17 protein-coding genes are annotated in these 14,896 nt (G+C 34.6%); 8 read left to right on the top strand and 9 right to left on the bottom strand.

The window, feature by feature from the left end; genetic code table 11:
* Positions 1-98: 98 nt before the first annotated feature.
* From GKZ88_RS18595 to idi, 5 genes are read right to left on the bottom strand one after another with little or no spacing between them, the layout of a single operon-like run.
* Positions 99-365, bottom strand: a complete 267-nt coding sequence (locus tag GKZ88_RS18595) for a hypothetical protein (protein ID WP_155103812.1) — start codon at positions 363-365, stop codon at positions 99-101.
* Between the two features lie 57 nt (positions 366-422).
* Positions 423-1,391 (bottom strand): type I phosphomannose isomerase catalytic subunit, encoded by a 969-nt coding sequence (locus GKZ88_RS18590; protein WP_155103811.1) that lies wholly within the window; start codon positions 1,389-1,391, stop codon positions 423-425.
* Positions 1,392-1,448: 57 nt separating this feature from the next.
* A complete protein-coding gene (locus tag GKZ88_RS18585; protein WP_155103810.1) occupies positions 1,449-1,907 on the bottom strand; it encodes a peroxiredoxin in 459 nt (152 codons plus the stop codon).
* 3 nt (positions 1,908-1,910) lie between these two features.
* Positions 1,911-2,321 carry a 6-carboxytetrahydropterin synthase gene (locus GKZ88_RS18580; RefSeq protein ID WP_155103809.1) on the bottom strand — a complete coding sequence of 137 codons (411 nt, stop codon included), beginning with the start codon at positions 2,319-2,321 and terminating at the stop codon, positions 1,911-1,913.
* 22 nt (positions 2,322-2,343) lie between these two features.
* Positions 2,344-2,871 carry an isopentenyl-diphosphate Delta-isomerase gene (idi, locus tag GKZ88_RS18575; RefSeq protein ID WP_155103808.1) on the bottom strand — a complete coding sequence of 176 codons (528 nt, stop codon included), beginning with the start codon at positions 2,869-2,871 and terminating at the stop codon, positions 2,344-2,346.
* A 294-nt stretch (positions 2,872-3,165) separates the two neighbouring features.
* On the opposite strand from idi, the gene msrB reads away from it, so the two are divergent.
* Both msrB and msrA read left to right on the top strand, forming a co-directional pair.
* Positions 3,166-3,723, top strand: coding sequence for a peptide-methionine (R)-S-oxide reductase MsrB (msrB, locus tag GKZ88_RS18570; protein WP_155103807.1), 558 nt, complete (start codon positions 3,166-3,168; stop codon positions 3,721-3,723).
* A gap of 7 nt (positions 3,724-3,730) precedes the next feature.
* Positions 3,731-4,339: a peptide-methionine (S)-S-oxide reductase MsrA gene (gene msrA, locus GKZ88_RS18565; RefSeq protein WP_155103806.1), complete on the top strand. Its 609-nt coding sequence runs from the start codon at positions 3,731-3,733 to the stop codon at positions 4,337-4,339.
* Positions 4,340-4,427: 88 nt separating this feature from the next.
* Here msrA and GKZ88_RS18560 read toward each other — a convergent pair whose 3' ends face one another.
* A complete protein-coding gene (locus tag GKZ88_RS18560) occupies positions 4,428-4,865 on the bottom strand; it encodes an META domain-containing protein (RefSeq protein WP_155103805.1) in 438 nt (145 codons plus the stop codon).
* A 240-nt stretch (positions 4,866-5,105) separates the two neighbouring features.
* On the opposite strand from GKZ88_RS18560, the gene GKZ88_RS18555 reads away from it, so the two are divergent.
* Positions 5,106-6,509, top strand: a complete 1,404-nt coding sequence (locus tag GKZ88_RS18555; protein ID WP_155103804.1) for an aminopeptidase P N-terminal domain-containing protein — start codon at positions 5,106-5,108, stop codon at positions 6,507-6,509.
* A 185-nt stretch (positions 6,510-6,694) separates the two neighbouring features.
* Positions 6,695-7,654 (top strand): quinone oxidoreductase, encoded by a 960-nt coding sequence (locus GKZ88_RS18550; protein WP_155103803.1) that lies wholly within the window; start codon positions 6,695-6,697, stop codon positions 7,652-7,654.
* Between the two features lie 156 nt (positions 7,655-7,810).
* On the opposite strand, the gene GKZ88_RS18545 is transcribed toward GKZ88_RS18550, so the two are convergent.
* Positions 7,811-9,370, bottom strand: a complete 1,560-nt coding sequence (locus GKZ88_RS18545; protein WP_155103802.1) for an FAD-dependent protein — start codon at positions 9,368-9,370, stop codon at positions 7,811-7,813.
* Positions 9,371-9,394: 24 nt separating this feature from the next.
* On the bottom strand, positions 9,395-9,817 hold the full coding sequence (locus GKZ88_RS18540) for a hypothetical protein (protein WP_155103801.1): 423 nt from the start codon (positions 9,815-9,817) through the stop codon (positions 9,395-9,397).
* A gap of 154 nt (positions 9,818-9,971) precedes the next feature.
* Here GKZ88_RS18540 and GKZ88_RS18535 point away from each other — a divergent pair, with 154 nt between their 5' ends.
* Positions 9,972-10,211: a hypothetical protein gene (locus GKZ88_RS18535; RefSeq protein ID WP_155103800.1), complete on the top strand. Its 240-nt coding sequence runs from the start codon at positions 9,972-9,974 to the stop codon at positions 10,209-10,211.
* Positions 10,212-10,323: 112 nt separating this feature from the next.
* Here the strand turns inward: GKZ88_RS18535 and recQ are convergent, their stop codons facing one another.
* On the bottom strand, positions 10,324-12,519 hold the full coding sequence (gene recQ / locus GKZ88_RS18530) for a DNA helicase RecQ (RefSeq protein WP_155103799.1): 2,196 nt from the start codon (positions 12,517-12,519) through the stop codon (positions 10,324-10,326).
* An 87-nt stretch (positions 12,520-12,606) separates the two neighbouring features.
* Between recQ and GKZ88_RS18525 the strand changes: the two genes are divergently transcribed.
* The 3 genes from GKZ88_RS18525 to GKZ88_RS18515 are packed head-to-tail and all read left to right on the top strand — an operon-like array spanning position 12,607 to position 14,730.
* On the top strand, positions 12,607-13,572 hold the full coding sequence (locus GKZ88_RS18525; protein ID WP_155103798.1) for a KpsF/GutQ family sugar-phosphate isomerase: 966 nt from the start codon (positions 12,607-12,609) through the stop codon (positions 13,570-13,572).
* Entirely contained in the window at positions 13,572-14,387 is an 816-nt protein-coding gene (gene tatC, locus GKZ88_RS18520) for a twin-arginine translocase subunit TatC (protein WP_155103797.1), read from the top strand. The genes GKZ88_RS18525 and tatC overlap by 1 nt, the downstream gene beginning before the upstream one ends.
* Positions 14,380-14,730, top strand: a complete 351-nt coding sequence (locus GKZ88_RS18515; RefSeq protein ID WP_155103796.1) for a carboxymuconolactone decarboxylase family protein — start codon at positions 14,380-14,382, stop codon at positions 14,728-14,730. Before tatC ends, GKZ88_RS18515 begins: the two co-directional genes overlap by 8 nt.
* The last annotated feature ends 166 nt before the right edge of the window (positions 14,731-14,896 follow it).

The raw sequence follows: 14,896 nt of genomic DNA, 5'->3' as shown, positions 1-14,896 counted from the left end.
GCCAACTGAGCTACGCTGGCGACTCATTACGGGTGCAAATATAAAGCGGTTTTTCGTTTTTCCAAAATAAATTTGCACTTTTTTATACTTTTTTTTGCTTACAATTCGTTGATTTTAGCAATCAATTGATTAGCAGTTTCTTCCAATTCAACATTGATTTGTTTGAAGTGCGCTTTTTTGTTTTCAACGTTCTTTGCGTTCACTTTTGTGATCAAAGTATCAAATGCAGCGATCGCTTCATCGATTAAAGCATTCGTTTCTGGAGTAGGGTTTCCTGTAGTTGAAAGCTCAAACAAGTAAACTGCTTCAATAATATCTCCTAATACAAAATTGATGTCTTTCTTTAAATTTTTAACGTTTGCCATTTTTATTATAATTTTAATTTGCGTTTGCAAAAATACATATTATCTTTAGAATAAGTGCTAAGAAATGTAAATTTCTAAAATTGAAGCATTTCCGTCCAAAATAAAATCACTTACAGTTGCCGGAACCAAAACTGTATCTCCTTTCACATAAGTATCACTAAATCCGGCATATTCGATTTCAAAACTTCCTTCGATACACATATAAACAGTAAAAGTTTCCCCAGATTTTGAAACTCCCACTTTGTCTTCTAACGGAATAAAATTCGTTGTAAAATAAGGACAATCAACAACTGTATTCGAAACATTTGATTTTGTTTCGTATTTCTTCTGTGTATCAACTTTATTGTAATTGATCGCATCAAGCGCTAAATCTACGTGCAATTCTCTTTTATTCCCCTGCGCATCAACTCGGTCAAAATCATACAATCGATACGTAATATCAGAAGTCTGCTGAATCTCGGCAACAACCAAACCTGCTCCAATTGCATGAACTGTTCCTGTTTCTAAAAAGAAAACATCACCAGATTTTGCTTTTACATCATCTAAAATAGATACAAGCGTATTATCATGCAGATGTTTCAAATACTCTTCCTTGCTTGAGTTCTCCTTAAAACCAACAATAATTCTTGAATCAGAATCGGCCTGCATTACGTACCACATTTCGGTTTTGCCAAAAGAGTTATGACGCTCTTTTGCCAATTTATCATTTGGATGAACCTGAATCGAAAGATCTTCGCGAGCATCTAGATATTTAAAAAGTAACGGAAACTGTTTTCCGAAACGCTCATAAACGCTAGTTCCCAAAATTTCATTTGGTTTTTCATTAATAAGTTCCATTAACGATTTTCCTTTCAAATCGCCATTTGAAACCACGCTTACATCTCCTTCAACAGTAGACAATTCCCAGCTTTCACCAGTAATTTTAGAAGTAATTGGTTTATTTAAAACTGTTTTCAGCTTTTCGCCTCCCCAAATTCTTTCCTTCAAAATTGGTTCAAACTGCAATGGATATAATTGTGTGCTCATCTTTTTTGGGCTAATATCTCTATTATTTAAATATTGTCGTAATACTATTTTATTAATCTATAATACTAATTCTTTGATTGTTTCCAGCGCTTTTTGAATATGCTTTTCAGCATTCATACTGTCAAAAATAAAAATAACCACACCATTTCTGTCAACAATGTAAGTTACTCTTCCGGGCAAAAGCCCAAACAAATTATTACGGACACCAAACAGCTGTCTCAATCTTTTGTCTTGGTCTGACAATAAAATAAAAGGCAGTTTGTATTTATTGGCAAATTTGTGATGCGATTTTACACTATCACTGCTAATACCAATAACTTCAGCACCTAAATCTTTAAAATCTTCGTATTGATCGCGGAAACTGCAGGCTTCTGTAGTACAGCCTGGCGTATTATCTTTTGGATAAAAATAAATCACTAAAGGCTTTCTTCCTAAAACACTCTGGCTTTCAAAAAGTTCTCCGTGACTATCTTTTGCAGTAAAATTCGGAACTATATCTCCTATTTTTAATGACATTTATTATTCTCCTTTATAAGTTACAAAATTGCGGTCCGTTTCATAAAGCACGATTTCTAAGTCAAAATCAGGCTGAATTCTTTTTCTAATTTTATTCCATATCACAACAGCTATATTTTCAGCTGTCGGATTCAAATCCTGAAATTCCGGAACATCCAGATTCAAGTTTTTGTGATCAAACGGGATTTCAACTTCTTCAAGTATAATATCCGCTAATACTTTCACATCTAAAACAAAACCAGTTTCCGGGTCAATTTTTCCTGTAACACTAACAGTTAAACCATAATTGTGACCATGAAAATTGGGATTATTGCACTTCCCAAAAACAGTATTGTTTTTTTCAGCTGTCCAATCTTTCCTATGCAATCGATGCGCAGCATTAAAATGTGCTTTTCTTGATATGGTTACTCTCATTTAGGTTTTTGGTTAATTTTGGTTATAATTTATGGTCTTCGAGATAATGATCAAATTCATCAAAAATTATCTTAAACCAAACCGTATAAATTTCGGGCTGTTTCTCAATATCAGCTTTTACATCTTCAATACTCATCCATTTCCAGTCTTCAACTTCTTCAGGATTAATGGCCGGTTCACCATCATAATACCCAATCATTACGTGATCAAGCTCATGCTCTGTCAAACCATTATCAAAAGGCGCTTTATAAATAAAATGAAAAAGCTCTTTTAATTCGCTTTTAAATCCCATTTCTTCATACAATCTACGGCTTCCGGCTTCAATATTGCTCTCGCCTTCACGCTGATGACTGCAGCAGGTATTTGTCCAAAGCAAAGGCGAATGATATTTATGATGCGCTCTTTGCTGGAGCATAATTTCATTTTTATTGTTTAAAATAAAAACCGAAAATGCACGATGCAAAAGTGCTTTTTCATGTGCTTCTAATTTTGGCATTAAGCCAATCTGTTCGTCGTTTTTGTTAACTAATATTACGTTTTCTTCTGTCATAGGGCGTATTGAATTAACAAAAATACGAAAAAAGAAATGGCTATAAAATCCTAGAAGACATTGTGAAAAGTTTAACTACTTTCCTCTTTTTACAAAACTCTGGACAACAATAGACTACATTCCTTATTAATCGAAAATCCTTTAAAAATAAGATATAAAAACTGCAAAGTTTCTTTTTACGTAAATAATAAAAAGTTAAAACATACTTAAAAATATCTGAATTGTAATTTAGCCGACATTTCAAAGCAGAATGTCGCCGTATCTTTGAACATCAGATTAATGCACCAAAAACCTATGAAATCTAAGAACTTAATTTTCAGCCTTTGTTTTGTACTGCCACTTTTTATTTTTCAGGCCTGCGGACAAAACACAAAAAAACAAGCCTCAAAAACAGCTACTTCTATGGAAAACAAAATCAGCAAACCCGGAAATCCTTATTACTCCAACACCGATACAACAAAATTAAATGTAAGTGATGCCGAGTGGAAAAAGGTTTTACCCGAAGATGTTTATGCCGTGATGCGCCATGCCGACACCGAAAGACCATTTACGGGAAAATATTGGAACACTGACGAAAAAGGAACCTATTATTGTGCTTCTTGCGGCAACTTACTTTTTAGATCAACCGCAAAATTCTCCAGCAGCTGTGGATGGCCAAGCTTTTTCGAACAAGAAAACAAAACAAGCGTGGTTTACAAAAATGACAATTCATACGGAATGGAACGAATCGAAGCATTGTGCGGCCGTTGTGGCGGACATCTTGGACATTTGTTTGACGACGGTCCTGAGCCAACCGGAAAACGTTATTGCATGAATTCAATTGCTCTAGATTTTATACCCGACAACAAATAATTTAACTATGAAAAATCTACTTTTAATCTGTTTATTCACTTTGTCATTAAACGGATTTTCACAAAATAAAAAAGCTTCAAATCTTGAAACTATTACACTTGGCGGAGGCTGTTATTGGTGTGTAGAAGCTGTTTACGAAAACCTGGATGGAGTAAAATCTGTTGTTTCTGGATTTTCAGGCGGAAATGTTCCTAATCCTACTTATGAAGAAGTCTGTACAGGAGAAACGGGTCACGCCGAAGTAGTTCAGATCACTTATGATAAAAATGTAACCGATATTAATGAAATCTTCAAAGTCTTTTTTACCGTTCACGATCCAACAACTTTAAATCGTCAAGGTGCAGATGTTGGAACTCAATATCGCTCTGTTATTTTTTACAAAAATGACGAGCAAAGAAAAGCGGCTCAAAGCATTATTGCCGAATTAAACAAAGCAAAAGTGTATAGCAATCCGATTGTGACAAAAGTCGAGCCTTTTAAAGCTTTTTATAAAGCCGAAGATTACCATCAAAACTATTATGCAAACAATAAAAATCAGCCGTATTGCAAAATGGTAATTCAGCCAAAAATTGAAAAATTTGAAAAAGTTTTTAAAGACAAACTGAAAAAGAAATAAGGGCAAAAGCTTGTAAAATAAAAAAGGGAAATGATTCTGTCATTTCCCTTTTTTTATGTTGAACTTTATCAAAGTTGAATAACTGAAACTATTGTTTCGCCACTTTTTTAAATCTCATCATCGGCACATCGCCTTGAATTAAATTTAATTTTCCGTCCTTATCAATCGAATAGCTTGTGATTTTTTTCATTTGCTGTAAAAATTGCTGTTCTCCTCCTCCATCACAAAACATCAATGTACTTGGTCCCGGTTCTCCAAAAGTTAACAATTTTCCGCTTAAAGTATAAGGCGCACTGTATCCGTTACAGCCATTGTTTCCAAAAACTTTTGTTTCTTTTTGATCAAAAGTGATTTGTGGTTTCTTATTCGGATATAATCCTTCAAAAGCAATTCTTGGTCCTGAAATATATTCTAATTCCCAAGTTGTACCAAATAAATTTCCTCCGCTTGACGCTTCTTTTGATGCCTTGCAAGAAGTCAATAATACCATAAAAAGGGAAACGGCTGCTAGTGTGTATTTTTTCATAAAAATGTATTTTTGAAGATTAAAATTACTTTATAAATAGAACGTTCTCAATATTCGTGCCCGGTTACACGATTAATTGAAATTTAATTTTCACAACAAACTGTATTTTTCTAATCTCTAAGTTACATCATTTTGTTTAAAACTATATTAATCAAACATTTAAATTACAATATGTGATTGTATTTTTTTTGTAATTTGCACTAATCAAAAAACCAAAAATTATCAATAAAAAACCAAAAAATGAAGCAATTAGTAGTATTCTTTGCCGTTTTATTTACATTCTCACAAGTTCATTCTCAAGAAAATCTCCCAACAGATTATCTTTCAAAAGAATTTCACAAAGGCCGTCGCGAAGCTTTCAGGGCTTTAATGCCTGCCAATTCAGTAGCGGTAGTTTTTTCTTATCCGGAAAGAATTTTCTCAAAAGACGTTAATTACAATTATCACGCAAATCCAGACATGTACTATTTAACTGGATACAAAGAACCAGATGCTGTTTTAGTGCTTTTTAAAGAACCTCAGGGAACAGAAAAATACAACGAAATTCTTTTTGTAAGAGAAAGAAATGCCAACAGAGAAACTTGGACCGGAAGACGTTTAGGCGTTGAAGGTGCAAAATCAAAACTTGGTTTTACAACCGCTTACAATGGCAAAGATTTTAACGGCTTTGTTATAGATTTCAAGAAATTTGACAAAGTCATTTATGACAAAATCTCAACAGATCTAGGAAATGACAAAAGCGGATTTGATTTTTTTGGCTTACTTGAAACTTTTAAAACCAAAGCCGGAATTACCCAAAACAACGATACTTCTACAGATTTGTTCACCAATATAACCAATTCACTTAGAGAAATAAAAACTCCCGAAGAACTTGATTTAATGCGTAAAACCGTAAAACTTTCCTGCATTGCCCACAACGAAGTAATGAAAGCTGTTGGTCCTGATATGAGCGAAAATGAAGCAGACGGAATTCACGCTTACGTTCACAGACATTATGGCGCCGAAGGCGAAGGCTATCCGCCAATTGTTGGTGCCGGAGCAAACGGATGTATTTTGCATTATGGCGAAAACAATTCAACAAAAATTGACAACCAGTTATTGCTGATGGATGTTGGATCAGAATATCATGGTTATTCTGCCGATGTCACCAGAACAGTTCCCGCAAACGGAAAATTTACTGAAGAACAAAAAGCAATTTACCAATTGGTTTATGATGCACAGGAAGAAGTTTTTAAACTTTGCAAAGAAGGAACTCCTATTCAGGATTTAAATACAAAATCGAGAGAAATTATCGCAAAAGGATTAATCAAATTAGGAATCATTACAGATCCTAAAGATGCCAGAATTTACTATCCGCACGGCTGTTCACATTTTCTTGGCTTAGATGTTCATGACAAAGGAAATTACATGGGGACTTTAAAAGAAAACATGATTCTGACAGTTGAACCGGGAATTTATATTCCGGCAAACAGCAAATGCGATAAAAAATGGTGGAATATAGGCGTTCGTATCGAAGATGATATTTTAATCAAAAAAGATTCCTATGAAAACCTTTCTGCAGAATCTCCAAGAAAATGGCAAGATGTTGAAGCTTTGGCCAAACAAAAAAGCACTTTCAACGAAATGAAATTCCCAAAAATCTAATTTATTTTTAGCCACAGATTAGAAAGATTAAAAGGATTTTTTTAAAGTTTTAAAACTAAAATTTAATCCGTGAAAATCTTTTTAATCTGTGGCTAAAAAAACTTTTTCAAAGCCTCATTTAAAAAATTAAATGAGGCTTATTTTTTGAATTTTGGCGTACTTTTGTAGTCCTAAAAATTAAAAAAATGAAAGCACTTACCTTCTCTACTTTTGGAGATTCAGATGTTTTAGAATATATCGAAATCCCGAATCCGGAATTAAAAACGGATGAAATTTTAATCGAAATGAAAGCCATCGGATTAAATTTTGCCGATGTTTACAGACGAAAAGGAAATTACCATTTAAAAGGAAACCCGCCTTTTATTGCCGGTTACGAAGGCGCCGGAATTGTTGTTGATGCAAACAATCATCCTGAATATAAAGTTGGTGATCGCGTGGCTTTCGCCGATGCTCCTTTTGCAAACGCCGAATTGGTTGCCGTAAACATAAATCACGTTTTGCCATTGCCGGAAAACATTTCTTTTGAAACCGCAGCTTCGATTTTATTGCAAGGATTAACAGCGCATTATCTAGCAACCGACAGTCATAAAACAGCAAAAGGCGAAACGGTATTAATTCACGCAGTTGCCGGCGGAGTCGGACAAATTTTAACACAAATCAGCAAGCTTTTTGGCGCAACTGTTATTGGCTTAACTTCTTCAGCAGACAAGGCAAAAGTTGCAATTGAACAAGGTGCAGATCATGTTTTCCTGTACAATGAAGATTGGAAATCGCAAGTTTTCAAAACTGTTCCAAATGGCGTTGATGTTGTTTACGACAGTATAGGAAGCACTTTAAAAGAAAGTTTTGAAGTAGCTAAAGAATGCGGACAAGTCGTTTTCTTCGGAATGGCGGGCGGAGATCCTGAACCTGTAGATCCAAGAATGTTAATGGACGGTTCCAAAACCTTAACCGGAGGCGATTTGTGGAGTTATTTGAATTCTAAAGAAGAAAGAATCAAAAGAGCAACACAGCTTTTTAATTGGATTATCGAAGGAAAAATCAAACTTTCAGAACCAACTTCTTTCAAATTATCTGAAGGAAAACTGGCGCACGATTATCTGGAAAGCAGAAAAAGTACCGGAAAAATAATTTTGATTCCGTAAATAATAATCTGGGCGTGCCAGCAATAAAAAAAGGGGCCGACTATGCAAAACGCTTAGTCGGCCCCTTTTTTTATTGCTGTCGGGCTTTCGCTGCTACTTCGGTAGCTTAGCTCTATCCCTCACGCGGCATCCGTTTTCAAAACCACATTTATAGTATCATTTTAAAGTTTCAGCAATCATCAAAGCACATTTTTCACCATCAATTGCAGCAGAAATAATACCGCCGGCATAACCTGCCCCTTCTCCGCACGGATATAAACCTTTTATCTGCAAATGCTCATAAGTGATAGGATCTCTCGGAATTCTGACTGGTGATGAAGTTCGGCTTTCAGGAGCATGCAAAATGGCTTCATTGGTTAAATAACCGCGCATTGATTTTCCGAATTCTTTAAAACCTTCACGCAAAATCTGCGATAAAAATCCTGGAAAAACTTGTCCCATTTCAACCGAAGTTGTTCCTGGAACATAAGAAGTTTTTGGAATATCGGCAGAAACTTTATTTTGTGTAAAATCAATCATTCTTTGTGCTGGAACTTTTTGAGTTTGTCCAGCCAAATGCCATGCTTTTTGTTCGATACTTTTTTGAAATTCCATTCCGGCCAAGGCTCCAAATTTTGCAAAAGGTTTAAAATCTTCCAACTTCAACTCAATCACAATTCCAGAATTTGCCGTTGCCTGATCACGTTTTGAGGGCGACCAGCCATTAGTAACCACTTCTCCCGGACTTGTAGCGCAAGGCGCAATGACACCACCCGGACACATACAAAACGAGTACATGCCACGGCCGTTAACTTGTTTTACAATAGAATATGGTGCTGGAGGCAAATGCTCTCCGCGATAATCACAACTGTATTGAATACTGTCGATTAATTCCTGCGAATGCTCGGCACGAACACCTAAAGCAAAAGGTTTTGCTTCGATTAAAATTTTCTTTTTATCTAATAATTCAAAAATATCACGCGCCGAATGTCCGGTTGCCAAAATCAGTTTATTAGCCAGAATCTTATCTCCGTTTTGCGTTACGATACCTTCGACTTCATTATTTTTTACCAAAATATCATCAACTCTGGTATCAAACAAAACCTGACCGCCAAACTCGATGATTTTCTTTCGAATATCTTCAATAATTTTTGGCAGTTTATTTGTTCCAATATGAGGATGCGCTTCAACTAAAATATCTTCTGAAGCTCCAAAAGCAACTAAAAGTTCTAAGATTCTAGTTACATCACCACGTTTTTTAGAACGTGTATATAATTTCCCATCCGAATACGTTCCGGCTCCGCCTTCTCCAAAACAGTAATTTGAATCTTCGTTTACAATATGTTCTACATTTATTGCTTTTAAATCGCGTCGGCGCCCGCGAACGTCTTTTCCTCGTTCAATTACAATTGGCTTTAAGCCTAATTCTATTAATTGCAAAGCCGCAAAAAGTCCGGCTGGACCAGCCCCAACAACAATCACTTCCTGAGCTGATGAAACATCTTTATATATAGGAAGTTCAATTTTAGTTTCCTGAAATGCTTCTCCTTTTAAATATATAATAACTTTCAAATTGATTTTAATCGCTTTCTGGCGTGCATCAATCGAACGTTTTAAAATTGTAATGTGTTGAATTTCCTGTGGAGAAACTTTTATTTGTTTAGACAAATAGTCTTTCAGCAACAATTCGTTTGCAGCAGTTTCTGGAGTTACCTGAAGTAAAAGTTCTCTTGGCATTTTGATTAAAAGGTAATAATATTGTTAAAAGATGCTAACCACTAAAAAATATACAATGACGCATAGAGGCGAAATTCCAATTGTGATATAATGTAATTTTAAATATCTAAATGAATCTTCTAAAGCTTCTGAATCATCATCTCTAAAAGCTATTCTAACATTTGAAGAAAATTTATATAAATAATAAAGCGGAAAAAAACAAACGACACAAATAAGCAACAAAATGGGCAATATGGCCATAGCCATAAAATATCCCACTCCTCCACCTGAAGGAACGTCATCCCATTTAGAAAGATTCATATAATCATAAAATAGACGGAGAACTCCATACATTACTACAATCAATCCGATAATCGATATTACATAAACCCAATTTGCCGCCGTTCTTAAATGATCTTTCGCAGATTCACTCAACGATAATTCATTTTCTTCTGACTTTTCCTCCATTCTTATTTTTTATGGTTTTAAAAGATTTTCGATTAAATCAAAAATACAATGCAAAAGTACTATTTTGAAATGAAATTAGATCTTTAATATAAAAATCCATTTTCAAAACAGACTTTGTACCTTTGCAACTCTGAACCTTTGTACCTTAAAAAAAATGTCTAGAAAAATAAAACTGATTTGGGATTTTCGCGGTCCGGCTTCTGCAAAAACAGCCGAACATCATGAAATTCATTTAAAAGAATATATCGCAATCGAAAAATTGCCTTTGAATATTACAGGATATAAAATCGTAAACGACATGCATGCAACTGCCTTTATGGTCGTGACTGATGAAAATATGATCCAGGTTAGAGATGCTTTGAAACCACATCGTGGGGAAGTTTATGTTGAATAAAATCCCAATATTTTAAATTCCAAACTCCAAAACTTACATTAAAAAAAATCCAAATTCCAATTGCTACCGACAGCTTGGAATTTGGAATTTTAAAAATTTTGGAATTTATTTTTTAATTCGCTACTTCACTAATAAACTTAATACGCATTAAACGTAATTCATCAATATCATAATCGCCATCAAATTCTTTAAGTGCGTCTTCGATTTTATCTGATTCTGATTCCATGAAATAATCGTGAATTTCTTCCTGCTGATCATCGTCGAGCATATCATCAACCCAATATTTGATATTTAATTTGGTTCCGGAATATACGATTTGTTCCATTTCTTTGATTAGAGCATCCATTGTCAGACCTTTGGCTGAAGCAATATCGCTTAAAGGCAATTTTCTGTCAATATTCTGAATGATATAAAGCTTGTTTGCAGAATTTACTCCCGTAGATTTTACTACTAAATCATCTGGACGAATAATATCATTATCTTCGACATAACGGCTAATTAAGGCAACAAATTCACCGCCGTATTTTTTTGCTTTTCCTTCTCCAACACCATGAATATTAAACAATTCAGCTAATGTAATTGGATATTTTAAAGCCATATCTTCAAGTGAAGGATCCTGAAAAACAACAAAAGGTGGCACTCCAAGTTTTTTGGCCACTTTTTTACGAAGTTCGCGAAGCATTCCCATCAAAACTTCATCTGCAGTTCCTGATGATTTTGCTCCTGTTACAATTGCTTCATCCTCAGCTTCACTATATTCGTGATCTTCAGACATCATAAATGAAACCGGTTTTTTAATAAAATCCAGACCTGCTTTTGTAATCTTTATAACGCCATACGTTTCAATATCTTTAGACAAATAACCACTTACCAAAACTTGTCTTAACAAAGCCATCCAGTATTTTTCATCATGATCAGAACCTGAACCAAAAAAGGACTGTGTATCTGTTTTATGTGCTTTAATTACAGCATTTATACGCCCAATTAAAGTAAAGACAATTTCTTTTGACTTGTATATATGTTTCGTGTCTCGAACGATTTCCAATAATTTAACAACTTGTTCTTTAGCCTCAACTTTATGTTTAGGATTACGAACGTTGTCGTCCATATCTGCACCTTCTCCAGTTTCGCTGTCAAATTCTTCTCCGAAATAATGAAGAAGAAACTTTCTGCGTGACATTGAAGTTTCGGCGTAAGCCACAACTTCCTGCAAAAGTGCAAAACCAATTTCCTGTTCGGCAACTGGTTTGCCAGACATAAATTTCTCCAGTTTTTCTACATCTTTATAAGAGTAATAAGCAAGACAATGTCCTTCGCCTCCATCACGGCCAGCGCGACCTGTTTCTTGGTAGTAACTTTCTAGTGATTTTGGAATATCATGATGAATTACAAAACGAACATCTGGTTTATCAATTCCCATTCCGAAGGCAATTGTTGCCACAACAACATCAACATCTTCCATCAAAAACATGTCTTGATGTTTGGCGCGTGTTTTTGCATCCAATCCTGCGTGATACGGAACAGCACTGATTCCGTTCACTTGTAAAACTTCGGCAATCGATTCTACTTTTTTACGGCTCAAGCAGTAAATAATTCCAGATTTGCCTTTATGTTGTTTGATAAATCGAATAATATCCGATTCAATATTTTTCGTTTTTGTGCGAACTTCATAGTACAAGTTCGGTCTGTTGAATGATGCTTTAAAAGTATTTGCATCAGACATATCAAGGTTTTTCAGAATATCTTCCTGAACTTTTGGGGTTGCAGTTGCGGTTAATCCAATAATTGGCACTTTGCCTAATTGTTTGATAATATTTCTAAGATTTCTGTATTCCGGCCTAAAGTCATGCCCCCATTCTGAAATACAGTGCGCTTCATCAATAGCAACAAATGAAATGGGCACACTTTGTAAAAAAGCCACATATTCTTCTTTAGTTAAAGATTCTGGGGCCACATATAAAAGCTTGGTCAAACCAGAACTGATGTCTTTTTTTACTTGAGCAATTTCTGTTTTTGTGAGAGAGGAATTAAGCACATGCGCAATTCCGTTTTCTGAAGAAAGGCTTCGAATCGCATCAACCTGATTTTTCATCAAAGCAATTAAAGGAGAAACAACAATGGCTGTTCCGTCCTGAATTAAAGCGGGTAATTGATAACAAAGAGACTTTCCACCGCCTGTTGGCATAATTACGAAAGTATTCTCTTTACCTAAAATACTCGTAATGACTTGCTCCTGCAAGCCTTTAAATTGGCTAAAGCCGAAATACTTCTTTAATTCCTTGTGTATTTCAATTTCGTTTGAATTCATTCTTTATATTAATGGATATTTTGTATAAATTTGCAACACATAAAGATACAACTTTCTTTTATACATACAAATTTTAAATATTCTGTTTTGATCTCAAAAGAAAATATATTGGCGATTGCCAAAAAAACAATACTATCTGAAAGTGAGGCAATTACAAAACTAATTGATTTTTTAGACGAAAATTTTTACGAAGCCACCCAACGCATTTACGAAACCAAAGGCCGTTTAATCGTTACCGGCATCGGAAAAAGCGCAATCATCGCGCAAAAAATGGTTGCCACTTTTAACTCAACAGGTACTCCATCTATGTTTTTGCATGCCTCTGAAGCCATTCATGGTGATTTAGGCATGATTCAAAATGAAGACATCATTATCTGCATTTCAAAAAGCGGCAATAGTCCTGAAATTAAAGTTTTAGTTCCATTATTGAAACGTTTCGGAAACACTTTAATTGCAATCACTGGCAACATAACTTCTTTTTTAGCCAAAGGTTCAGACTACGTTTTAAATACAACTGTTGAAATAGAAGCCTGCCCAATAAATCTTGCACCAACAAACAGCACAACAGCACAGCTTGTTATGGGCGATGCCCTTGCCGTTTGCTTAATGGAAATGCGCGATTTTAAACCTGAGGATTTTGCAATTTATCATCCAGGCGGAGCTTTAGGAAAAAAACTGCTGCTTAAAGTGAAAGACATGATTGAACATTCACTAAAACCAATGGTTACACCAGAAACTTCAATCAAAAAAGCTATTTTTGAAATCTCAGAAAAAAGATTAGGCGTAACAGCGGTTATTGAAAACAATAAAATAGTTGGAATTATTACCGATGGAGACATCCGAAGAATGCTAAATGACGTAGATACTATTGCTGACTTAACTGCAAGAGATATTATGTCAAAAAATCCTAAATTAGTATCTTCAGAAACTATGGCAGTTGATGCCCTGAACATTTTAGAGGATTTCGCTATAACACAATTGATTGTGGCCGACAATGGCGAATACAAAGGAGTATTACATTTACATGACATTTTAAAAGAAGGAATCGTATAATGGCAAAGAAAAACCTTGGCGAGATGTCATTTTTAGACCATCTTGAAGAATTAAGATGGTTATTAGTTAGAAGTACAATTGCAATATGTATTATGGCATTTGTGACTTATTTTATTAGTGATTATTTATTTGATCAAATTATTTTAGGTCCAATTCGACCTACATTTTTTACTTATGTATGGTTTTGCGATTTATCTCATTCATTGGGATTTGCAGACAGCATTTGTATTACTGAACTGAATTTCATTATTCAGAATACAGAAATGGAAGGACAAGTAAATATTTTTGTCTGGATGTGTCTATTGGCAGGTTTCATTTTAAGTTTCCCTTATATTTTATGGGAAATCTGGAAATTTATCAGTCCGGCCTTGTACGAGAAAGAACGTAAAAACGCAAAAGTTTTCATTTTTGTTTCTTCGATGCTATTCTTTTTAGGAGTATTATTTGGCTACTATGTTGTAATTCCGATGTCGGTAAATTTCGTTGCTACTTTCTCTGTAAGTGATGTCGTGAAAAATCAATTCACGCTAGAGTCTTATATGGGAATGGTAAAAACAAGTATCTTAGGAAGTGCAATCTTTTTTGAATTGCCAATCGCTATTTATTTCTTAACCAAATTAGGACTTGTAACTCCTGCTTTTTTAAGAAAATATTGGAAATATGCTGTTGTAATTATTTTAATTATTGCTGCAATTGTAACACCACCAGACGTAGTAAGCCAAACCATTGTAGCAATACCAATGCTGATTATCTACGAAGTGAGTATCCTGATTTCAAGGATTGTATATCGAAATAAAATGAAAGAAAATGTCTGAATTAATACAAGAATTTAACGATTATCGTTCTAAAATGAACGAAAAATTATTAGCTGACAACAACAAAATTGTTAAGCGAATTTTTAACCTTGACACAAACGCATACGCTCCTGGAGCTCTTGATGTAAAAACTAAAGAACTTTTAGGCTTAGTTGCATCTACAGTTTTGAGATGTGACGACTGTGTGAAATATCACTTGGAAACAAGTTATAAAGAAGGCGTTTCGAAAGAAGAAATGATGGAAGCAATGGGAATCGCAACTTTGGTTGGAGGAACAATTGTAATTCCGCATTTAAGAAGAGCTTACGAATTCTGGGAAGCTCTTGAAGAAGCTGGGAAATAATTAGAAAATTTGATAATTAGTCAATTAGATAATTTCATACGATATGTTAATTCATTTATTTGATTGATTTATTTTTACTTATTTTGCCCGTCTGAGATAAATTATCTCATTATCAAATTGCCTAATTGGCACATTATCAAAATTAAATCTGAGTTAGTTTTTCAAT

It is taken from the genome of Flavobacterium sp. LC2016-01 (assembly GCF_009711135.1).
In the GTDB taxonomy this organism is placed as follows: Bacteria; Bacteroidota; Bacteroidia; order Flavobacteriales; family Flavobacteriaceae; genus Flavobacterium.
The sequence above is the reverse complement of the archived record's forward strand: the minus strand, read 5'-3'. Positions and strand labels throughout refer to the sequence as shown.